Below are 20748 nucleotides of genomic sequence, written 5' to 3'. Positions count from 1 at the left end.
AATGAATATATTATTATGTTGTTCCGCAGGGATGTCTACTAGTTTATTAGCAAAGAGAATGAAAAAAACGGCCCAGGAGCAAGGGGAAGAATGTAGAATTTGGACCTTGCCTGGAGAAGCCGTTCCGAAGCAGATTGATCAAGCTGATGTCGTTCTATTAGGTCCGCAAGTGAGACATATGCTGCCCATTTTGAAAAAACTGGGGGAGGAAAAAGGAATCCCCGTCGATGTGATTAACATGATCCACTACGGTACCTGTAACGGTGAAGAAGTACTGAAATTCGCCAAAAAGCTGCTAAATAAAGACTAAAAGGGATGGAACTAGTTTTCCACCCTTTTTTTTATTGGTAGTTTCTTTAGTGGTGCGGAAATCAAAAGACAGAGTTTATATATTTTGAAAACGCTTAATCATTTCCCTTGCGCAACGGAAAAAATCTAAGTTTAGATTCATGCTCGATTCCCCTACAATAAAGTCAACAAGATAAGAATAATTCAATTAGGAGGTTGTAACAGATGAATATATTACTTTGCTGTTCAGCAGGAATGTCTACAAGTTTATTAGTTACAAAAATGGAAACAGCCGCTAAGGATCAAGGAATTGAATGTAGAATTTGGGCAGAAGGTGTCGACGCAGTCAAAAACCATATTGATGAGGCTGATGTCCTATTACTCGGACCTCAAGTACGTTACATGCTGCCAACAATGAAAAAATTAGGGGAAGAGAAAAATGTCCCAGTGGACGCGATTAACCCGGTTCACTACGGAATGGTAAATGGGGCAGAGGTTTTAAAAGCAGCCATTCAATTAGCAAATAAATAAGAAAATAAGGAGGAAATGCGGATGAATAAATTAACTGCTTTTTTAGAAGAAAAAGTTATGCCGACTGCTGGCCGGATCGCTGGTCAAAGACACCTTCAAGCGTTAAGGGACGGACTTATTGCCACGATGCCATTGATGATTATTGGGTCGATCTTCTTAATCTTAGGTTTTATTCCAATTGATGGTTACTCTGATTTTATGGCTGGTATCTTTGGAGATGAATGGTTAACGAAATTGTTATACCCAGTGGGAGCTACATTTGATATTATGGCTCTAGTGGCAGCATTTGCCATTGCCTATCGCTTAGCTGAAAAGTATAACGTTGATGCCTTGTCAGCAGGGGTTATCTCGGTTGTGGCATTCTTGCTCGCCACTCCTTATCAAGTTTCTTTTACACCAGAGGGTGCGACGGAAGCGATTATGGTAGGCGGAGGGATTCCGACTGCATTAACGGGAAGTAAGGGTCTTTTCATTGCGATGATTTTAGCCATTGTTTCAACTGAAATTTATCGATTTATTATTCAAAAGAAAATTGTGATTAGAATGCCTGACGGAGTTCCGCCGGCAGTAAGTAAATCATTTGTTGCACTTATTCCAGGTTTTATTGTTGTCATTATTGTTTGGTTATTGCGTTTACTTATCGAACAAACAAGCTTTGAAAGTCTTCACAATGTCGTCACTCAATTATTACAAGAGCCGCTTAGTGCTTTAGGTGGTACATTATGGGGAACGATTTTAGCCTTGATTCTTGTTCAAATGCTTTGGTCCACAGGTTTACACGGTCAAACTATCGTTGGTGGGGTAATGGGGCCAATTTGGCTGGCTGCCATGGACGCCAACCGTATTGCCTTCCAAGCAGGTGATGAAGTACCAAATATTGTTACCCAACAGTTTATTGATATCTTCGTTTTAATCGGTGGTTCAGGAACAACACTAGCACTTGTGTTAGCGATGGTATTTACAGCAAAAAGTAATCAAATGAAGTCATTAGGTAGATTGGGTGTTGCACCAGGTTTATTCAATATTAATGAACCAATTATCTTTGGGATGCCGATTGTCATGAATCCCATCATGATCATCCCATTTATCCTAGTTCCAATTGTGGTCACTACGATTAGTTTCCTTTCGATGCAAATGGGTCTTGTTGCTAAGCCTGTGGGAATTTCTCTTCCGTGGACAACTCCTCCTATTTTCGGTGGATTCTTAGCAACAGGCGGTAAATTCTCTGGAGCCGTTTTACAAATCGTCAACATGGCAGTTGCCTTTGCCATCTACTTGCCATTCTTTAAACTATGGGATAAGCAAAAACTTGCAGAAGAAACTCAATTTAATACGAAAAAAGCATCATAACATAACGGTCATCATTCTAACATCTACTTGGAGGGAAACATGATGGAAAACTTAGAAACGGTTATTTTTCAAATTATTCTTCACGGCGGAAATGGAAAGAGTGCCGCGATGGAAGCAATCGCTGCGGCTAAAACTGGAGATTTCGAAGGAGCAAGACAGAAGTTAAAGGAATCAAGTGATGCGGTGAATGAAGCTCATAAAATTCAAACAGCTCTTGTTCAGGGTGAAGTACGCGGAGAAAAAACAGAAGTTTCCTTGTTAATGGTTCACGCCCAAGATCATCTGATGAATGCCATAACGATAAAAGATTTAGCAACAGAATTTGTGGATATGTATGAAGCCATGAAATTGCAGAACGTAAAATAATCAATAGAATAGCTGCATAAGCATAGTTTGGAAGAATAGATTCTGTTTCTTTTTCGAGGAAGCAGAATCTCTTTTCATTATATTAATGTGAAGGAGTGACAATGATGATACATAAAGAATTAAAACCATTTCCTAGTGATTTTCTGTGGGGTGCTGCTTCGGCTGCCTATCAAGTGGAGGGGGCATGGGATGAAGATGGAAAAGGAGTATCCAACTGGGATAGGTTTGTCCGAATTCCTGGCAAAACGTTTAAAGGTACAACAGGGGATGTGGCAGTAGACCATTACCACCGTTACAAGGAGGATGTCCAGTTGATGGCGGAGATGGGAATGAAGGCTTACCGTTTTTCTGTTGCCTGGACACGAATTTTTCCAAACGGCAAAGGTCAATTAAATGAAAAAGGCTTGGAATTTTATGATCGGTTAATCAATGAACTTAAGGCTAATAATATTGAGCCTGTTTTAACGTTATATCACTGGGATTTACCCCAGGCACTTCAGGATGAGTATGGCGGCTGGGAGTCGCGGCAGATCGTCGAGGATTTCACGAACTATAGTGTAGAGCTTTTTAAACGGTTTGGTGACAGGGTGAAATACTGGGTCAGCTTGAACGAGCAAAATATTTTTACCATGTTTGGCTACCGAATGGCGGCCCATCCTCCCGGTGTAAAGGATGATAAGTTATTCTATCAAGTCAATCACCATGCGAATCTTGCGAATGCCAGTGTGATTAAGGAATTCCGCAAATATGTTCCAGATGGGAAAATTGGTCCTAGCTTTGCCTATTCCCCTGCGTATGCGTTAACTTCTAAACCAAAAGACATCCTTGCTGCTGAAAATGCGGAGGAGTTAAACAGCCATTGGTGGATGGATGTTTATGCATGGGGGAAATATCCACAAGCTGCTTGGAACTTTTTAGAAAAGAACGGTTTGGCACCTGCAATTGAAGAGGGCGACTTTGAATTATTAACTGCCGGAAAGCCTGATTTTATGGGATTGAATTACTATCAAACTACCACTTTTGAAGAAAATCCATTAGAAGGCGGCGTCGGTGCAGGCGAGATGAATACTTCGGGGAAAAAGGGTACTTCCAAGGATACGGGAATTCCTGGAGTGTTTAAAACCGTTGAGAATCCAAATCTAGAAAGAACAGATTGGGATTGGAATATTGATCCCCACGGACTAAGGATTGCCCTTCGCAGAATCACAAATCGTTATCAATTGCCGATTTTAATCAGTGAAAATGGTTTGGGAGCCTTTGACAAAGTCGAGGAAGGCGATCTCATCAATGATGATTACCGGATTGATTTTATCCGTGCTCATGTTAAGGCCATTCAAGAAGCGATTTCAGACGGAGTCGAGATGTTAGGCTATTGTGTGTGGTCGTTTACGGATTTATTGAGCTGGTTAAATGGTTTCCAAAAACGGTATGGCTTTGTATATGTGAACCAGCATGAAGAAGGTGACCATGACCTGCGACGGATTAAAAAGAAAAGCTTTTATTGGTATAAAGAAGTCATTGAATCGAATGGTGAGACATTGTAACTGACAAAAGGAATCGTAACTCAGAAGAGGAAGGGGTCTCGGTTTGAAACCAAAAATTTATATTACAAGAAGAATTCCAGAAGAAATTGTTTTGAAGCTAGAAAAACATTGTCATGTCCGGATGTGGGAACAAGCCGAGATTCCTGTGCCGCGTGATGTATTAGAAAAGGAAATCGTTGATGTCGAGGGACTATATTGCCTTTTAACAGAATCTATCGATCAGGAATTAATCGAGAAGGCAAAATGTCTAAAAGTGATCAGTAATATGGCGGTCGGTTATAACAATATTGATATCGAAGCGGCAAAAGCCAAGGGGATTACGGTTACCAATACACCTGGTGTCCTGACTGAAACGACGGCAGATTTGACGTTCGCGCTAATGATGGCGACAGCACGCAGGTTGGTCGAGTCATCCGAATACTTACGGAATGGGAATTGGCAGACATGGTCTCCGATGCAATTGACGGGACAGGATGTATACGGTGCCACCCTGGGGATTATCGGCATGGGAAGAATTGGTGCTTCCTTGGCGAAAAGAGCAAGTGGCTTTGATATGGATATCCTTTACTATAATCGCAGCCGAAAGCATGAATTAGAACTTGAGTGGAACATGACATACACGGAACTAGATGATTTATTGAAGGAGTCAGATTTTATCTGCATTTTGACACCTTTTACTCCTGAAACAAAGAATCTGATTGGTGCGCGAGAACTTTCATTAATGAAGAAAACGGCGATTCTAATCAATACGGCTCGCGGTGGAATTGTTAATGAGGATGACCTCTATCATGCCTTAGAAGAAGGGGAAATCTGGGCAGCGGGACTGGATGTTTTTGAACAGGAGCCGATTTCTCCTGAGCATCCATTATTGTCACTGCCTAATGTTGTAACACTTCCTCATATCGGAAGTGCAAGTGTGAAAACAAGAATGAAAATGGCGGATTTAGCAGCAGACAACTTATTGTTGGTTCTTCAAAATCAAAGGCCGAAGCATGTTGTCGTATAAAGTGAAACTTCAATCAGTGGGGGTTTTCTTCATCCCCCACTGATTGTTAGTTGAACCTATCGGGCTTTTACGGGCAGTTATCCCCCAACTAAACTTCTTCGCTTTTACTATAGTTTTCAGGTGGGGGACTTACTGCCCGTTAATGCGGGATAAAAGTAGAGCTAGATTAAGCTCTATTTTTATTGGACAGTTATTTTTAAAAGTATAGACATTTAAATATGGAGAGGGGCAGATACGTATGGAGAGAAAGACCGGGAATGTCATACCTGATGGGTTTTTATGGGGAGGTGCGGTAACCTCGTTCCAGACAGAAGGGGCTTGGAATGAGGATGGGAAAGGACCGTCCATCGTAGATGACCGACCAATTAAAGAAGGGCAATCGGATTGGAAGGTGGCCGTGGATTTCTATCATCGTTACAAGGAAGATATTGCGCTTTTCAAGGAAATGGGATTTAATGCGTATCGTACGAGTATTTCTTGGTCAAGGATTTTTCCTGATGGTGAAGGCGAAGTGAATGAGCAGGGACTGCAGTTTTATGATGATTTATTTGATGAAATGCTGGCGAACGGAATCCAGCCGGTTATCACTCTCTACCATTTTGATTTGCCGCTTGCTTTAGTTGAAAAATATAACGGCTTTGCATCACGAAAAGTGATAGATTTATTCGATCGTTATGCAAGAACGGTTTTTAAACGGTATGGGCATAAGGTAAAGTACTGGCTAACCTTTAACGAACAAAACCTTGTGTTAACGAATCCTGAGTTGTGGGGAGCAAAGTTAGAGGACGCTGAAAATGAAGAAGCCCTTCGCTATCAAGTTACCCATAATGCCTTCATTGCCCACGCGAAAGCAGTCAAGTCCCTTCATGAACTTGTTCCGGGCGGTCAAATGGCTGGGATGGTTACGTATATGACAACCTATCCGTATACATGTAAACCCGAGGATACCATTGCCAATATGAAAACGAAAGAGCTGTTAGTCGATTTTTATTTTGATGTTTTTGCACATGGGGAATATCCGAGTTATGTGACGAGCGATCTTGCAAGAAAAGGGATCATGCCTGTTTTTGAAGATGGCGATGCTGAGCTATTAAAAACAAATACGGTTGATTATTTAAGCATCAGCTACTATCAAAGCCAAACCGTTAGTGCGGAGCTGGTGAGTGGAAATAACTTGGTCGAAGGAATCACTCCTAATCCCAACCTAACAGCAAATGAATGGGGCTGGGCGATCGATCCGATTGGTTTACGAGTCTGTTTAAAGGATATGTATGCCCGCTATCGCCTGCCAATTTTTATTACGGAAAATGGAATTGGTGTCCGCGAAGAATTAAATGAAAAAAACACCGTCGAAGATGATTACCGAATTGACTATTTACGGGAGCATATTAAGCAAATGAAGCTGGCAATGGAAGAAGGAGTCGACGTTTTTGGCTACCTTACATGGGGCTCTACGGATCTGATTAGCTCTGGAGGTCAATTCGAAAAACGCTATGGTTTCATTTATGTGAATCGTGGGGAAGCTGATTTAAGAGATTTGAAACGCTATAAGAAAAAGAGCTTTGATTGGTACAAGCGTGTGATTGCTTCTAATGGTGATGTTTTAGAATAGAGAAGGGGAGTGTTCAATAGGGACACTCCTTTTTTGCTTATTATTGATTTATAAGTTCTGCTAGATTTCACAATAAATATGAACAGATTATTAACTAATTTGGAAGTTTTTTAGACTGACTTATTCCTTCAACATTTTTAAGGAAATTTTAAGGTACACAAACGAAAATGACTTTAGCAACTTAAACAAAGGAGGAATTAATAATGGAAAATCAAAAACAAAATCTAATCAAAATTTTACTCATTATAAATTTGGTCGTAAGTGGGTGCACAGCTATTGGAGTAGGCTATGTTGCCTATAAACAAAGTACAAGCCCTAATTTTTCAGAAATGGGACCAAGAGGGAATAATCAAGGGTTCGGGGGGAATGGGCAAATCCAACCAAGTCAAGATCAATCGGGTCAAAATCAATCAGCCCAATAATCATGGAATCAATCTTAATACTGGAGAGGAGAATGGGAAATTGAAAAAGTGGCTTATTATTTCATTGATTATTGTCGTAATAGGAGGAGGGAGCGCCTGGTTCTTCTTAGGTAAAACTGATCAAACCCAAAGTGTCGAAGCAGCAGCACAAACAGTAACTGTGCAAAAAGGGAATTTAGAGGTAGCGGTCAGTGGATCAGGTTCGGTTACAGCCAGTACGGACCAAGATGTAACGGCGGCAAATACGATTCTAGTTGTAGATAGCGTAAGTGTTGCAACTGGAGACACGGTAGATAAGGGTGACACACTTGTCACGTTTACGAATGGTGATGTTGTTACGTCTCCATATGATGGAGAAATCACATCCGTTAGTGTGCAAAGCGGCAGCGGTGCTTCTCAAGGAACCATTCTTCTTCGTATGGAGGATGAAGATGAAGTCGTATCACCGATAACACGAGGAAACAGTAGTGTAAGTTCAGATACCTCAAGCGGCGGAAGTACGGGTGGAAGCAGCTTAACAGTGGATACTGTCAGTGTGAAAGCAGGAGATGTCGTAGAAGCTGGTGCAACACTTGTAATATTTACAGATGGAAGTCTCTTACAGACTCCAGTTGCAGGGACAATCACAAGTCTTTCTGTTGCAAGTGGCGATTCTGTGCAGAGTTCCGCAACCATTGCGCACATAACAAATTACAGCGCATTGCAAACAACCATTAGTGTTGATGAATTAGATGTTACAAAAGTAGCAGCTGGACAGGCGGTAAAAATAACAGCAAGTGCCTTTGAAGATGAAACATTCGAAGGGGTCGTAACGAATGTAGCAACGGCGGGAACATCAACAAATGGCGTTTCTACATTTGACGTAATCGTCCAAATCACGGATCCAAAAAGCTTGAAAATTGGGATGTCAACTGAAGCAAGTATTTCGATTGAGAGCAAACAAGACGCTCTTTACGTCCCAGTAGAAGCAGTTTATACAAGTGGAGAGGAAAAATATGTACTAGTTCCTACATCTTCAGATGATTCGACACAATCATCAAAAAAAGTAACAGTAGAAACAGGTATTTCTAATGATACGTCTGTCGAAATTACAAGTGGCTTACAAGAAGGCGAGTCTGTTCAAATCCCAAGAATCCAATCTGGTGGTAATTCTTCTCAAGGAGGAATGATGATGCAAGGTGGCGGCTTCCCTGGCGGCATGCCGAGTGGCGATTTCGGAGGAAGAACTGGCGGCGGATCTTCATCAGGCAACAAAGCACCATCAGGTGGAGGACAAGGAGGGAACTAATGACTATATTAGAGCCGATTATTCATATTGAAAGCATGAAGAAAATGTATGAACTTGGTGGCGAAACGGTATTGGCTCTGCAAAGTGTATCCCTTGTCATTCATAAGGGTGATTTTATTTCGATCATTGGTCCATCGGGTTCTGGAAAGTCAACATTTATGAATATGATTGGCTGCCTAGATCGACCAGATTCTGGTGAATACTTGATAGATGGTGAAGATGTCGGGAAAATGAAAAGTTCGCAGCTTGCAACCATTCGAAATGAAAAAATAGGATTTATTTTTCAAAACTTCAATCTTATCCCAAAGCTAACAGCGATTGAAAATGTAGAACTTCCTCTTATTTATCGCGGGGTGAAAACCGCTGAACGTAGGGAAATGGCTTTAGGGGCGTTAAAAAAAGTCGGATTGGCTGATAGAGCGAATCACTTACCTACTCAATTATCAGGGGGTCAGCAGCAACGTGTCGCCATAGCAAGGGCTCTAGTTGGAAATCCTCCTATTTTACTTGCAGATGAACCAACTGGTGCCCTAGATAGCAAAACAAGTAAAGATATTCTAGAGATTATGAATTCGTTAAATGAGCAGGGGCATACCATCATTCTCATTACGCATGATTTAGAAGTAGCAAAGCAAGCAAATCGTGTTGTTCGTATACATGATGGACAATTGTATGAGAATGGAGGTGAATGGTTTGCAGACAATGAAAATGGCTCTAAAGAGCATTAAAGGCAATAGAGTTAGGGCATTCTTAACGATGCTCGGAATTATTATCGGTGTATCCTCTGTGATTGTCATGGTTGCGATTGGACAAGGGTCAACGAAAGAAGTACAAGATCAAATTGGCAGCTTGGGTACCAATGTATTAACGGTAAGTGTTACAGGTTCAGATGTTAGTTTTAAAGAGGAGGATGCCAATCAAATTCAGGAGGTTAATGGGGTAGAATCGATTGCACCGACTATTTCTGGTAGAGTAACCGTGAAAAATGGACAAACTAACGCCCAAGTCTCAATGACTGGAACCACTTCTTCTTATTTAGATGTTCGTGACTTGCAACTGCAATCAGGGCGTTTCATTGCAGACTTGGATAATGAGAATCATTCAAAAATTGCGGTACTTGGTTCAGACACTGCTCAAACATTATTTGGGTTAGGTGACCCGGTAGGAGAATCGGTTAAGGTGAACGGAACGTCTTATAAAGTTGTTGGGGTTCTTGAATCGGTTGGAAGTTCATTAGGAACAAGCGGTGACAGTACCATTATTGTACCCCTCAGCACAGGACAACGCTTAGCCTCTACTACTGAAATTGGGTCAGTATATGTAAAGGTAGAAAATGAAGATATGATTAATTTCACGTCAAGTCGTATAGAAAGAACAATGTATACAATTATTGGTGATGCAGATAGTTATAGTGTATCCAGTCCAGAGGATTTAATGGAAACAGCCTCATCTGTCAATCAAACAATGACCATAATGCTAGGCGGAAGTGCTGCGATATCTCTTATTGTTGGCGGTATCGGTATTATGAATATTATGCTTGTCTCGGTTTCAGAACGTACGAAGGAAATCGGGATTAGAAAAGCAATTGGAGCAAAGCGTGGAAGCATTCTTCTTCAGTTCCTTATTGAATCAATGGTATTAAGTTCATTTGGAGGGATGATTGGAGTTGGAATTGGAGTCATAAGTGCCCAAATATTTACTTTATCGACTGGAACGACCATTGCCTATTCGATTCCTGTGATGCTGTTATCATTTGTATTCTCTTTATTAGTTGGAGTGGTTTTCGGTGTATTTCCAGCGAATAAAGCGTCTAAGCTTGATCCAATTCAAGCACTTCGATATGAATAGAAAGAAAAAGCGACCGTATAGGTCGCTTTGTTATTTATTGTTCTCCAAGTTGTTGGATTTGATCGATAATGTTGGTGATATCTTGCACGGACTGGAATAGCTCCGAGTTTTCAAGTACGGTAGGATCAAGCAGTCCGTCTTTAATATTGGTTAAATATGTTTCAATTCCCTCTGCAATAATCGCATTTTGCTCGACGATTTGCTGGTGTAAATCAGCGGCCATTTGTGGGGCCTGCAGCTCGTTAAAGCTTTCAATTTGCTGCTGCATATCTTCAAGCATCACTTTTAGGTCCTCAGCAGCCTGTATATCCTCTATCGCTTGCTGGGCGAGAGCAGGTGCCTCATTGGCAAAATTAGTTGCAACCTCCAAATATTCAGTTGCTTCATTTATATAGGTCAAGCTATCCTGTGCATCATTTAAGAACGAACAGCCGCTGAGCAAAAACAACATGCTGGCAGAAAGAGCGATAAACCATCTTTTCATCATAAAACCTCCTCGAATTTGCGATTTCCATACCATTACTTCCCCAAAAAGTGACATGAGATACCGGAAAATCCAAACTCACTATAATCATACTATAAAATTAATATACTTAATATTCCATTTTGGGGTGACACCTCTATTGTGACACCTCTACGTTGCCTCCTTTACGGTGACACTCTACGGTGACACTCTACGGTGACTGGCACCGCTCGTGGACACTGTCCACCTCGGGCGGACAGTGGGAGCTAAAAAGTCACAGCCAGTTGAACTAGCTGTGACTTTTTTTGGTTTATTTGTTGATGATTAAGTTTTCGCGTTGTTCATAGGATACGATTCTGTGTAAAAGATTGGTCATTTTTACTAGGTCTGCTGGATCGTAGTCGTCGATGCAGGCGATTTGGATCCAGTTTCGGCGCTGAAGGTATTCACTTTCATAGTGTAGCTGATAGCCGTGAAAGTAAAGGATTTCCCCAATTACAGCAGAAGAGACGGCAGACGGCATCTCGACGGTGAGAATAATCGGTGAGCTATTTTCTTCACTAATGATAGTAAAATCATATTCTTTGAGCTGATTTTTTATGATTTGGTGCGTCCTTGCTACTTTTTCATAGGTTTCACTCGATATTTCCTCCACTGCTGCAACTAGAGCCTCAAGGAGGTTCGATGATTGGGAAAAGGGAATGCTATCCTTTGCCACATACGTTCCAAGATCGAGATACTTCGGCAGGTTGGGCGCCGGTTGGACCATATGGTTGTGAAAAACGAATGATAGACCAGTAAAAGCTCGTACCGCTTTCCCACTAACCCCAGTCGCTAAAAACACACCCTCTAAATCTATCTCAACGGCGCCTATCGAGCTAATACAATCAAGACAAAGCTTCAGCTGATGCTCTTTAGCTGTTTCCTTCAGCATGCCGAGATCATTGAGTATCCCAGAGGAAGTCTCACTGTGAACTGCCCATATCCATGAAGTCTCAGTGGTTAGGCAAGCATTTATTTCATCCGATGTAAAAGCTTGACCCCATTCTTTTTCGAGAACATCAAAGTGTAAACCAAATCTGTTTGCTTGGTCGACCAACCGGTGTCCAAATTCCCCGTTAACTAATATAAGTCCACGTCCAGATTCTAAGGAAAGCTGCCCAGCGACAACATCATTTGCGAGTGTGCCAGTCCCTAGAAAAATATGAACATATTGACTATTTACTAACTGGCAGAGCATCGCCTGTACCTTATTAAGTCTCTCCCGATATTCCTCTGATCGGTGAGAAATTGGTGTGCTGCTTAATGCGGCCATGACTTTTTCAGAAATTTGCACCGGACCTGGCAAAAACGGAATGGAAGGCGGGAGAATTCTGCCTGCAATGGATTCATCGAATGTTTTTTTTGTTAAATACATTGGTTGAAAAAGGGCATCACCCGTGCCGGTCAGTTGGGCAAATGGCTGAAATCCCATCTGACCATAGAGCTTTAATTGGCGGGTTGTTCCCGAGATAAAGGCAATATCGTAGCCTTTCTTCAAGCAATATTTTATTAAAAATTGCACCATTCCTAAAAAGACTCTGCCATTGCGAAATTCCTTTTTAACTGCCATGAGCCGAACTTCACAGGGCTTATTAACAGCAAATGAAAGGGATTGTTCAACTGGCCCGATTTTTCGATCAAGAGAAAATGGACGTTGATCACGAATGGCAATCATTCCGACAACTTCATTTTCTTTGATACAAATGATATATGTATTTTCGGCATGGAACTGGTCGATTAATGTTCCATGCTCGTTTTTTTGATGTTGAGGAATTTCCTCCGAAAAGGTTTGGTAATTTAAGCGATGAATTTGTTCAAATTCATCTTCTGAAGTTGCAATTTTAAAAAAGTATTCGTGCTTATCATGCATTGGGTTTCAGCCTTTCCTTGATATTTTCTGAATGTGCTATAAATAGTATGACGATGATGATGATTTCTAGGATGCAACTTAACCAATCATTATTTTTAATGAATAATACTAAAGGGATAAAAAGAAATGTCCCTAATCCTGCAATGGTAAAGCTTTTTAGAAAAGGATAGAGCACACCGAATGTTAGAATGATAACGGGAACTGTGACCGGGTCGAAGGCGATGATTCCGCCAATGAAGGTTGAAATCCCTTTTCCACCTTTAAATTTGAGAGTTATCGGCTTTAAATGCCCAAAAATGGCCAGCGTCAACCCTAGCAATTGAATGGGTTCATTGAAGTGCAGGTAGCGGGCAGCTAAAATGACGAGAGCTCCTTTCATAGCATCTCCGAGAAAAATTAGCACAAAAGCGGTCTTACCATGAAGCCTGCCGGCGTTTCTGGCACCCACATTTCCGGTCCCATTGTGTCGAAGATCGTTTTGATAAATGCCTTTTGAGACGATATAGCCAAACATAACACTGCCTATTAAATAGGAAATAATAAAATACAGCCAAACCATTTACAACACAACCTTTTAACGGTTCTGGATAACTCTACGAAAAAATCAATTTATTACCATTATAATATGATTCGCAGAATATTCACATATACTTTTATCGGTATCACTTGGTTTATAAAGCGAAAACATCCTCAGTAGTGAGGATGTTTGGTCATAGATTTATATTTTATTCTTGCTAGTCGCCTCCGCCACCTCCGGAGTCTCCACCCCCGGAGTCGTTTTCAAAACTATAGGAATGATCGCGATGCTCATGTTCAAAATGATGGTAACCGCTGCTACTTCCTTCTCTGTTCGGGAAAATCAACAAAGAAATAATAATAGCAATCACCCCTAAAAACACCTGCCCCGTAACAATACAATAAACACCAAGCAATAAAATGAGCAAACCCACCAGTCGTAAAATCGCCCTCAGAAGTCTCGCCCTCCTTGTGGTGCCTGTCACCATTTATTCATTTCTCTTCATTTATGCACTCATTTTTGCATAAACCTGTTATTGTTCTTCGTCTTTTTTCTGTTGTTTCTTTTGTTGCTCTTGTAGGGCTAGGAGGATGTCTTGGACGTCAATTTTTCCATCGTTGTTTAGGTCAGGGATTCCGCCGCTGGTGTCTGGTGTAGGTGGGGGTGGTGGATTTCCAGGAGTTCCTGCGACTGCAGCGGTCCGTTGTTTTGGTTTAAAGGCAAAGGTGAACACAAGCAACACAATAACTAGCAAGCCTGCTACCCCATCGGCGATATAGAAGATCGTTTTATATTCTGACCATAAGATTTTACTATCATCTACTTTTTGCTCAGAATTGGTAATGAATTTTTTGATTTCTGAGTGATTTGGATAAATTCTTTGGACTGCTTCGAATTTTTCTAAGGCATTTTTATAATAGCCGCCCCAATAAAGTTCAAGACCTTCTTTGAAAAGTGTATCTGTATTACTTGATTTATTTTCAGCCCCTGCTTGATTCACAAATTCTTTCACTGTATTAACAGGCACGGTAAAGTTAAAACCTTGCACCTCTTGGCCATTGACGGTATCACCTCTAAAGGTAAGTAATGCTATAATTTCCCCTTTTTCATTGATTACTGGTCCACCGCTATTTCCATGGGTGGCGGCAGCATTGATTTGCAGAACAGGACTACCTTGTTCTGTTTTCTTATCAGTAGCTGAGATTTGACCGGCGTTCATCGAGGAAACTAGGGAAGAATCAGGTGATAATAGGTCAGAGTCGGCCGCTGCAGGATAGCCACTTACCCAGATATTATCCTGATTTTGAACATTGTCTGAATTTCCTAATTTTAATGTAGGAAGGTTTTTCCCTTCAATTTTAAGTACGGCGACATCTTTCCCCTCATTGACGGGTGCTCCATAGCTTTTTACTTCCCCATCGAGAATGTCTCCACCTGGTAAGACAACTTTCAGTACTCTTTCTACCCCGACATATTCAGTGTATGTCCACATGTACTCATAGGCTGTTTCAAAATCTACTTGAAAGTAGTCTGCCATGACGCCAGCAAGCTGTTCAAGGGCAGCCGTGGCAATTTCCTCGTCTTCCAACTGGGTAGTCTCGACAACATGGGCATTGGTGACGATATAGCCATCTGAACTAATGACAGCCCCCGACCCAGAACCCCCGACTACAGTCTGGTAATTCATTTGTGCTAATAAAGCTTCTACCTCTGGATCATCTGGATTGTAGAACTGCCACCCGACAACGGCGTAATCAACAATCCGGACCACCGCTGGCTTGGTGTATTCAGCCAGTTTTTGAGCTTGAGAAATGCTAGAAGTTTTTGGCTTTATCCCCATTAAAAAGAAGGATGCAACAATCACCCCAATTAGCAGTACACTCAATGGTATAGTAAAAAAGGCCCTCTTCATTCAGACACCATTCTCCCCTCACGGAATTTGGACTTCTATGCAATATATTCAGCCTATATATAAATCTGAAATTGTCCTTATAAAAAAAGTGGAGGGGGACAGGCACCGTCTGTGGACATTTGTCCATACAGGGTGGACAGTTTGAGTGGAAAAAATAATAAAAAAGCCAGCAGGTGGATGCTGGCTTTGGTTTGGGATTGAATTCCTAATCTTATCTAAACTGCCTATATAAAAAGTAATAAGCTCAGTGCCATGACGGCCATGCCCGCGATTAATCCATAAATGGAAAGGTGGGTTTCATCATATTTTTTGGCAGCTGGGAGTAATTCATCAAGCGAGATGAACACCATGATACCGGCTACCGCAGCAAAGATGATTCCGAACATAATGTCATTTAAGAAAGGCATTAAGAAAAGATAGGCTACTAGTGCACCAACTGGTTCAGATAAACCGGATAAGAATGATAGTTTAAATGCCTTTTTCTTGTCACCCGTCGCAAAGTATACCGGAACAGAGACCGCAATTCCCTCCGGAATATTATGAATCGCGATGGCAACGGCAATGGCGATCCCAAGTGCTGGATCCTGCAAGGCTGATGTAAAAGTAGCGATCCCCTCCGGGAAGTTGTGAATCCCGATAGCAAGAGCAGTGAATGTTCCCATTTTTAAAAGACTAGCATCGCCTTTACTGCCGGGAAGCTTCATATCTTCAACCGTCTTGAGTTCATGTGGATTCGATTGCTTAGGAATAAATTTATCGATCATTGCAATTAAAAGCATGCCGCCAAAAAATCCGCCAACGGTTAACCAGTTTCCTCCAACGACACCTAAAGAATCCACTAATGCCACTTTTGCTTTTACAAAAATCTCAATCATCGAGACATAAATCATCACACCTGCAGAAAATCCAAGAGTAACGGATAGAAACTTCGTATTAGTGTGAGAGGTGAAAAATGCAAGTAGGCTACCGATACCAGTCGCCAGGCCGGCAAATAAAGTCAGCCCGAAAGCAAAAAGTAAATTTTCCGTCATAGTATCTTCTCCTTTTCTAATATATGCGTATTCGTTTTTTTTTAGAAAAATTTGAATAATATTATATATGCGTCCATACAGAAATGTTTCCTATGAGAAACATTTTACACCCAACGAAACAAAAAAACATCAAAAAAATCTTGCAAGTTAAAAAATAAAAGTTCTTGATTGAATCTCAAGAACTTTTACACATTAATTTTAGTAATAACCGTAACCGCCCGTTCCTAATCCTGGGCCGTACATTCCATAACCAGCACCGTATCCCGGACCATATCCTGGATAACCTCCTGGGTATCCATATCCTGGACCATATCCACCTTGATTGACTCCTCCTAAATAACCTAATCCGAGACCAAGAAGTCCGGCTCCTAGTGTTCCTATATTACCACCGTAAAACCCGCCATGATGCCCGCCGTGATGCGCGCCGTGATGTCCGCCATGGTGCCCGCCGTGATGTCCGCCATGGTGCCCGCCATGATGCCCACCGTGATGTCCGCCATGGTGCCCACCATGATGTCCTCCGTGATGCCCTCCATGCTGAAAATACATTCCATCCGCTCCTCTTTATCGAATTGAAAATCATACACTCCTATCCTATGTTCTCCTAGGTGATCCTCTTGGACTCAAGCCTAAATTACCTAAAACCACGCCAAAGGAAGTGTCCGCCTGAGGTGGACAGTGTCCACGAGCGGTGACAGGCACCGTAAAATGGCACCACAAAATACGTCTTAAGCCCTAGATTTCTTTACGTTTGTGGTCTATGGAAAGGAGGAGTTTTGTGGTGTATTGTTGAAGTAATGAGAGACGTCTGTCTTTCATAAGGTTATTTAAAATATGTGAAACATCTTTTTTGTTCGTTCGTATGAATAGAGAGGATTTTTTAGTCAGGAGTCGATGAGTATGAACCGGTTTTTGTCGTTTGTTGTTCAAACGTTAGTGACTGTTCCTTCCGCAGTGACGGTTTGGTTTGTCAGTTATTTCGCTTTTGATCAGACCTTTTTACTTGCTTCCGCTTTTTCATTGGCCGGAGGCGCTGTTGCTTCCATGATTACAACTGGTATAATGACAACCCGTTTTTTGAAAAAGCACCAACTATCTAGAAAAGAATATCGATATATTAAGAAGAATTTAGATGATGCCAAGCATAAAATCAATCGTCTGAATAAGGCGCTATTTTCGATACGCGATATCTCAACAATAAAACAACGACTGGATGTTCTTCGTATCACCAAAAAAATCCATAGCTTAACGAAAACAGAGCCCAAACGATTTTATAAGGCTGAGAAATTTTATTTCTCCCATTTGGATTCTGTTGTAGAACTAACGGAGAAATATCGATTTTTAGCATTACAGCCGAAGAAGAACCATGAAATTGATCTTTCTCTATACGATACAAAACAGACCCTTACCGACCTAACGAAGGTGCTGGAAGACGATTTGTACTATATTATTTCCGACGATATTGATGATTTGAATTTTGAAATTGATGTCGCTAAGCATACAATCAAAAAGCTCAATGACTCTAAAATCGAGGACGAAAGCAGGAGGCTAAAATGAACGAGAATCACTCACGGCAATTAAATAAAGCAGATAATTTACTAGACGATATTCTGGCCAACCCATTTGGCGACACAAATCTCGCCCCTCAAGGACAGGCAGCACCTCAGTTTCAGGAAGCGAAGCCGGTCAAACTGATTGATGTGATTCCAGAAGAAAATCGAGCGAAGGCTTTTCAACTTGCCGAACAGATTGATCCGAAGAATCATCAAGCGATGATCACCTATGGTACCCAAGCCCAAGGGAAGCTGTTAACTTTTTCACACACGATGCTTGAGCATGTGCAAAAAAAGGATATTGGCGAGGTCGGCGAAATCATTAGTGACTTAATGAAGCAGCTGGATGTGGTCAATCCAGATGAGTTGAAGGATGGTAAACCATCCTTTTTCGCGCGGATGTTTGGAAAAATCTCAGGTTCCCTGCAGGAGGTACTGTCAAAATATCAAAAAACTGGAGCACAGATTGACCGAATCAGTGTGAAACTTGACCGGAGCAAAAATGTTCTTTTATCAGATATTAAGCTCTTGGAACAGCTTTATGATACAAATAAAGAATATTTCCATGCATTAAATGTTTATATTGCAGCCGGTGAAATTAAACTCGAGGAATTGCATGATAAAGTCATTCCTGCGATGAAAAAAGAAGCGGAAGCGACGAATGACCAAATGAAGTTTCAAGAGGTCAATGATATGATTCAGTTTGCTGACCGTCTCGATAAGCGTTTGTATGATCTGAAACTCAGTCGGGAGATCACCATTCAAAGTGCACCACAAATCCGTCTTATTCAAAATACAAATCAAGCACTTGTTGAAAAAATTCAATCGTCGATCATGACAGCCATTCCTTTATGGAAAAACCAAGTGGCGATTGCGCTGACATTGATTCGCCAGCGCCACGCAGTGGAGGCTCAGAAAAAAGTTTCCCAGACAACGAATGAGCTGCTGTTAAAAAATGCCGAAATGCTAAAAACGAACACGATTGAAACAGCAAAAGAAAATGAACGAGGTCTTGTAGATATTGAAACACTGAAAAAGACCCAGGAAAACTTGATCACGACATTAGAAGAAACAATGCGGATTCAAGAGGAAGGCCGTCATAAACGCCGGATTGCTGAACAAGAACTGGCTGCGATGGAAAATGACCTGAAAATGAAGCTATTAGAAATAAAAGGGAAGTAGCACCTCTCATAATAAAAGCGTCAAGCTCCGATTCTTCGGAACTGACGCTTTTTTAATAGAGTTGGTTATTAACTAGACCAAATCCATCCCTACTTATTATTTCATTTTTAATAAAATAGTAAATAATTTGTAAATTAAAACATCAATGGGTCATTAGTCTCTTTTTTCTATTATTTAAATGGCATATATTTGAAATAGACACATAAATCGTACGAAACGGCAAAGCTATTGAAAAATGGTGACGCAAAACTAGAGGGGCTAATGTTCTTGAACGATGCCAGCCAGTTACCGAACACGACAACTCCGGCGATTTATGTATACCAGCTAAGGAGGGTTACATGTGTTTTTAAAAAGTATGATTTTAAGAGGGAAGTATTTTTATCATGTTTTTCAGCATCGTCATATTGAACTGATGCAGCAGGATTGTTTATGTGATGAATTGAAGGTAGAATTAAAGGTGAAATCGCTGTACCATAATAGTAAAGCGATTGAGCTAGGAGCAAAATTTTAAACAAAAGCCTAGGAGCAGACTCTCCTAGGCTTTACATATGGCTTAATGTTTAGTGGGACATGGTTTCGCTGCCGTCGTCGTGACCGTCATTGGTTACTTTCAAGACTGCTACGGCTCCTTTTGTTGCATGATTGAATTGATGAGTGACAATTGGGTAGCTTCCTTCTTTTGTTACGGTAAATTCCACGACCGCCCCTCCGCTTGCTGGCAGCATGACCGTTTGCATTCCTTTCATTAAATTGAACGGATTTCCATCGATATAGACGTTTTCAAAAACAGTCCCAACGACATGGAAGCTGCTGACTTCATTCGGTCCGACATTGTTGATATAGATTCTAACTCGGTCGCCGACTTTAGCGAGGAGTGGAGTATCAACGAGAGACCCAACGATACCGTTTGTATTCAAATCGCCTTCTTTTAATGCTTTTGCTGAAAAGACAACATTGGTAGGAACTCCATTGGTGAAATCCTCAAGGTCGTTGTATTTATACCATTCGTTTTGAACAAGAACAAATTCACGATCGATTTCAGCATCCGTTGGATATCCCTCTGTTGGTTTTACGATAATCGTTCCATGCATTCCGTTGGCAATATGAGATAAAACCGGTTTTGTGCCACAATGGTACATGAACACACCAGGGTTGTTAGCGGGATAAGAGAACGAACCAGTTTCGTTAGGCATAACATTCGCAAAATCATTGGATGGAGAGGCGTGAACGGCATGGAAGTCCATGCTATGTGGGACGGAAGGGTCCATGTTTTTTAAGGTAAAATTAATCATGTCCCCTTGATTTACGACAATCACTGGTCCCGGGGCTTCACCGTTAAATGTCCATGCTTTATAAACATTCCCTTTCGAGATTTCGATATCAGTAATTTGTGCCGTCATTTCGACATTGACTTCGTGCTCGCCGACACGATCTATTTTAATAGGAGTAGGCTCTTGATTTAGATGCTTATGGGGTTCGAATATTTGTGAAGTTTCCTTTGTGTTGGCTTTTGCCACCTGTTTTTCCTCGAGAGCATTACTTGAATTACATGCACTTAATACCATGATAGAACTAACCATTACTGCAGCCATTCTGATTAATTTTCCCACTATAATCTCCTCCATTTACCCCTTTGTAATTTATTGATTACACTTTCATTGTAAATTTTGTAAAAAATTCACTAGTGATTTGAATCACTTATTTTTCAAATTAAATGAACATTATGTGAATTGGTGAGCAAAGTTAGATAGATAAGTTATTTACGGTGTAAACGTAATGATAACAAGGCTTTTTGGTCCGATAGGAAAGTATAGCTTTCCTATCAGGCATAAGTGTACCAAGGAAACTTCGTGAGCATAATCACCGCAGTCGAAAGCTATGCTATCAACGAACTACACCTATGTCTTCGCCTAACGGCTTGCC

Annotated in this window: 22 protein-coding genes and 1 riboswitch; of the genes, 14 read left to right on the top strand and 8 right to left on the bottom strand. The window is 41.1% G+C overall.

Features of this window, described 5'->3' with window-relative positions; all coding sequences use genetic code 11:
- Window position 1 precedes the first annotated feature (1 nt).
- The 11 genes from ACWM35_RS23280 (at window position 2) to ACWM35_RS23230 (ending at window position 10255) form a co-directional block, all read left to right on the top strand.
- Window positions 2-310: a lactose/cellobiose PTS transporter subunit IIB gene (locus ACWM35_RS23280; protein WP_454821299.1), complete on the top strand. Its 309-nt coding sequence runs from the start codon at window positions 2-4 to the stop codon at window positions 308-310.
- Window positions 311-513: 203 nt separating this feature from the next.
- Window positions 514-819: a PTS sugar transporter subunit IIB gene (locus ACWM35_RS23275; protein ID WP_454821297.1), complete on the top strand. Its 306-nt coding sequence runs from the start codon at window positions 514-516 to the stop codon at window positions 817-819.
- Between the two features lie 21 nt (window positions 820-840).
- On the top strand, window positions 841-2169 hold the full coding sequence (gene celB, locus ACWM35_RS23270) for a PTS cellobiose transporter subunit IIC (RefSeq protein ID WP_454821296.1): 1329 nt from the start codon (window positions 841-843) through the stop codon (window positions 2167-2169).
- A gap of 39 nt (window positions 2170-2208) precedes the next feature.
- On the top strand, window positions 2209-2535 hold the full coding sequence (locus ACWM35_RS23265) for a PTS lactose/cellobiose transporter subunit IIA (RefSeq protein ID WP_454821295.1): 327 nt from the start codon (window positions 2209-2211) through the stop codon (window positions 2533-2535).
- A gap of 104 nt (window positions 2536-2639) precedes the next feature.
- A complete protein-coding gene (locus ACWM35_RS23260) occupies window positions 2640-4079 on the top strand; it encodes a glycoside hydrolase family 1 protein (protein ID WP_454821294.1) in 1440 nt (479 codons plus the stop codon).
- A gap of 43 nt (window positions 4080-4122) precedes the next feature.
- Window positions 4123-5085 carry a 2-hydroxyacid dehydrogenase gene (locus ACWM35_RS23255; RefSeq protein ID WP_454821293.1) on the top strand — a complete coding sequence of 321 codons (963 nt, stop codon included), beginning with the start codon at window positions 4123-4125 and terminating at the stop codon, window positions 5083-5085.
- Window positions 5086-5323: 238 nt separating this feature from the next.
- Window positions 5324-6697 carry a glycoside hydrolase family 1 protein gene (locus ACWM35_RS23250; RefSeq protein WP_454821292.1) on the top strand — a complete coding sequence of 458 codons (1374 nt, stop codon included), beginning with the start codon at window positions 5324-5326 and terminating at the stop codon, window positions 6695-6697.
- Window positions 6698-6900: 203 nt separating this feature from the next.
- Window positions 6901-7119, top strand: a complete 219-nt coding sequence (locus ACWM35_RS23245) for a hypothetical protein (RefSeq protein WP_454821291.1) — start codon at window positions 6901-6903, stop codon at window positions 7117-7119.
- 40 nt (window positions 7120-7159) lie between these two features.
- Window positions 7160-8407: an efflux RND transporter periplasmic adaptor subunit gene (locus tag ACWM35_RS23240; protein WP_454821290.1), complete on the top strand. Its 1248-nt coding sequence runs from the start codon at window positions 7160-7162 to the stop codon at window positions 8405-8407.
- Window positions 8407-9135, top strand: a complete 729-nt coding sequence (locus ACWM35_RS23235; protein ID WP_454821289.1) for an ABC transporter ATP-binding protein — start codon at window positions 8407-8409, stop codon at window positions 9133-9135. The genes ACWM35_RS23240 and ACWM35_RS23235 overlap by 1 nt, the downstream gene beginning before the upstream one ends.
- Window positions 9110-10255, top strand: coding sequence for an ABC transporter permease (locus ACWM35_RS23230; protein ID WP_454821311.1), 1146 nt, complete (start codon window positions 9110-9112; stop codon window positions 10253-10255). The genes ACWM35_RS23235 and ACWM35_RS23230 overlap by 26 nt, the downstream gene beginning before the upstream one ends.
- Window positions 10256-10289: 34 nt before the next feature.
- Here the strand turns inward: ACWM35_RS23230 and ACWM35_RS23225 are convergent, their stop codons facing one another.
- The 7 genes from ACWM35_RS23225 to ACWM35_RS23195 form a co-directional block, all read right to left on the bottom strand.
- Window positions 10290-10739, bottom strand: coding sequence for a DUF6376 family protein (locus ACWM35_RS23225; protein WP_454821288.1), 450 nt, complete (start codon window positions 10737-10739; stop codon window positions 10290-10292).
- A 289-nt stretch (window positions 10740-11028) separates the two neighbouring features.
- Window positions 11029-12630 (bottom strand): aminotransferase class V-fold PLP-dependent enzyme, encoded by a 1602-nt coding sequence (locus tag ACWM35_RS23220; protein ID WP_454821287.1) that lies wholly within the window; start codon window positions 12628-12630, stop codon window positions 11029-11031.
- Window positions 12623-13189 carry a glycerol-3-phosphate acyltransferase gene (locus ACWM35_RS23215; protein WP_454821286.1) on the bottom strand — a complete coding sequence of 189 codons (567 nt, stop codon included), beginning with the start codon at window positions 13187-13189 and terminating at the stop codon, window positions 12623-12625. Before ACWM35_RS23215 ends, ACWM35_RS23220 begins: the two co-directional genes overlap by 8 nt.
- Window positions 13190-13364: 175 nt before the next feature.
- Window positions 13365-13634: a hypothetical protein gene (locus ACWM35_RS23210; protein ID WP_454821285.1), complete on the bottom strand. Its 270-nt coding sequence runs from the start codon at window positions 13632-13634 to the stop codon at window positions 13365-13367.
- Window positions 13635-13679: 45 nt separating this feature from the next.
- Entirely contained in the window at window positions 13680-15059 is a 1380-nt protein-coding gene (locus ACWM35_RS23205; protein ID WP_454821284.1) for a S1C family serine protease, read from the bottom strand.
- Window positions 15060-15283: 224 nt separating this feature from the next.
- Window positions 15284-16090 (bottom strand): zinc transporter ZupT, encoded by an 807-nt coding sequence (gene zupT / locus ACWM35_RS23200; RefSeq protein WP_454821283.1) that lies wholly within the window; start codon window positions 16088-16090, stop codon window positions 15284-15286.
- Between the two features lie 198 nt (window positions 16091-16288).
- Window positions 16289-16639, bottom strand: a complete 351-nt coding sequence (locus tag ACWM35_RS23195) for a hypothetical protein (RefSeq protein ID WP_454821282.1) — start codon at window positions 16637-16639, stop codon at window positions 16289-16291.
- Between the two features lie 351 nt (window positions 16640-16990).
- Between ACWM35_RS23195 and ACWM35_RS23190 the strand changes: the two genes are divergently transcribed.
- The 3 genes from ACWM35_RS23190 (at window position 16991) to ACWM35_RS23180 (ending at window position 19336) form a co-directional block, all read left to right on the top strand.
- Entirely contained in the window at window positions 16991-17647 is a 657-nt protein-coding gene (locus ACWM35_RS23190; RefSeq protein WP_454821281.1) for a 5-bromo-4-chloroindolyl phosphate hydrolysis family protein, read from the top strand.
- Window positions 17644-18825 (top strand): toxic anion resistance protein, encoded by a 1182-nt coding sequence (locus ACWM35_RS23185; protein WP_454821279.1) that lies wholly within the window; start codon window positions 17644-17646, stop codon window positions 18823-18825. The genes ACWM35_RS23190 and ACWM35_RS23185 overlap by 4 nt, the downstream gene beginning before the upstream one ends.
- A 208-nt stretch (window positions 18826-19033) precedes the next feature.
- Window positions 19034-19118: riboswitch (cyclic di-GMP riboswitch) on the top strand.
- A 47-nt stretch (window positions 19119-19165) separates the two neighbouring features.
- Window positions 19166-19336 (top strand): hypothetical protein, encoded by a 171-nt coding sequence (locus ACWM35_RS23180; RefSeq protein ID WP_454821278.1) that lies wholly within the window; start codon window positions 19166-19168, stop codon window positions 19334-19336.
- Window positions 19337-19385: 49 nt separating this feature from the next.
- Here the strand turns inward: ACWM35_RS23180 and ACWM35_RS23175 are convergent, their stop codons facing one another.
- Window positions 19386-20417, bottom strand: a complete 1032-nt coding sequence (locus tag ACWM35_RS23175; RefSeq protein WP_454821310.1) for a multicopper oxidase domain-containing protein — start codon at window positions 20415-20417, stop codon at window positions 19386-19388.
- Window positions 20418-20748: the final 331 nt, after the last annotated feature.

It is taken from the genome of Neobacillus sp. K501, from assembly GCF_053749995.1.
The sequence above is the reverse complement of the archived record's forward strand: the minus strand, read 5'-3'. Positions and strand labels throughout refer to the sequence as shown.

Coding starts and splice junctions, on each gene's coding strand:
- ACWM35_RS23190 (WP_454821281.1), top strand. CDS start 16,991: ATGAACCGGTTTTTGTCGTTTGTTGTTCAAACGTTAGTGACTGTTCCT.
- ACWM35_RS23230 (WP_454821311.1), top strand. CDS start 9,110: ATGAAAATGGCTCTAAAGAGCATTAAAGGCAATAGAGTTAGGGCATTC.
- ACWM35_RS23260 (WP_454821294.1), top strand. CDS start 2,640: ATGATACATAAAGAATTAAAACCATTTCCTAGTGATTTTCTGTGGGGT.
- ACWM35_RS23210 (WP_454821285.1), bottom strand. CDS start 13,634: ATGGTGACAGGCACCACAAGGAGGGCGAGACTTCTGAGGGCGATTTTA.
- ACWM35_RS23185 (WP_454821279.1), top strand. CDS start 17,644: ATGAACGAGAATCACTCACGGCAATTAAATAAAGCAGATAATTTACTA.
- ACWM35_RS23275 (WP_454821297.1), top strand. CDS start 514: ATGAATATATTACTTTGCTGTTCAGCAGGAATGTCTACAAGTTTATTA.
- ACWM35_RS23280 (WP_454821299.1), top strand. CDS start 2: ATGAATATATTATTATGTTGTTCCGCAGGGATGTCTACTAGTTTATTA.
- ACWM35_RS23195 (WP_454821282.1), bottom strand. CDS start 16,639: ATGTATTTTCAGCATGGAGGGCATCACGGAGGACATCATGGTGGGCAC.
- ACWM35_RS23250 (WP_454821292.1), top strand. CDS start 5,324: ATGGAGAGAAAGACCGGGAATGTCATACCTGATGGGTTTTTATGGGGA.
- ACWM35_RS23245 (WP_454821291.1), top strand. CDS start 6,901: ATGGAAAATCAAAAACAAAATCTAATCAAAATTTTACTCATTATAAAT.
- ACWM35_RS23220 (WP_454821287.1), bottom strand. CDS start 12,630: ATGCATGATAAGCACGAATACTTTTTTAAAATTGCAACTTCAGAAGAT.
- ACWM35_RS23175 (WP_454821310.1), bottom strand. CDS start 20,417: ATGGCTGCAGTAATGGTTAGTTCTATCATGGTATTAAGTGCATGTAAT.
- ACWM35_RS23205 (WP_454821284.1), bottom strand. CDS start 15,059: ATGAAGAGGGCCTTTTTTACTATACCATTGAGTGTACTGCTAATTGGG.
- celB (WP_454821296.1), top strand. CDS start 841: ATGAATAAATTAACTGCTTTTTTAGAAGAAAAAGTTATGCCGACTGCT.
- ACWM35_RS23215 (WP_454821286.1), bottom strand. CDS start 13,189: ATGGTTTGGCTGTATTTTATTATTTCCTATTTAATAGGCAGTGTTATG.
- ACWM35_RS23225 (WP_454821288.1), bottom strand. CDS start 10,739: ATGAAAAGATGGTTTATCGCTCTTTCTGCCAGCATGTTGTTTTTGCTC.
- ACWM35_RS23265 (WP_454821295.1), top strand. CDS start 2,209: ATGATGGAAAACTTAGAAACGGTTATTTTTCAAATTATTCTTCACGGC.
- zupT (WP_454821283.1), bottom strand. CDS start 16,090: ATGACGGAAAATTTACTTTTTGCTTTCGGGCTGACTTTATTTGCCGGC.
- ACWM35_RS23235 (WP_454821289.1), top strand. CDS start 8,407: ATGACTATATTAGAGCCGATTATTCATATTGAAAGCATGAAGAAAATG.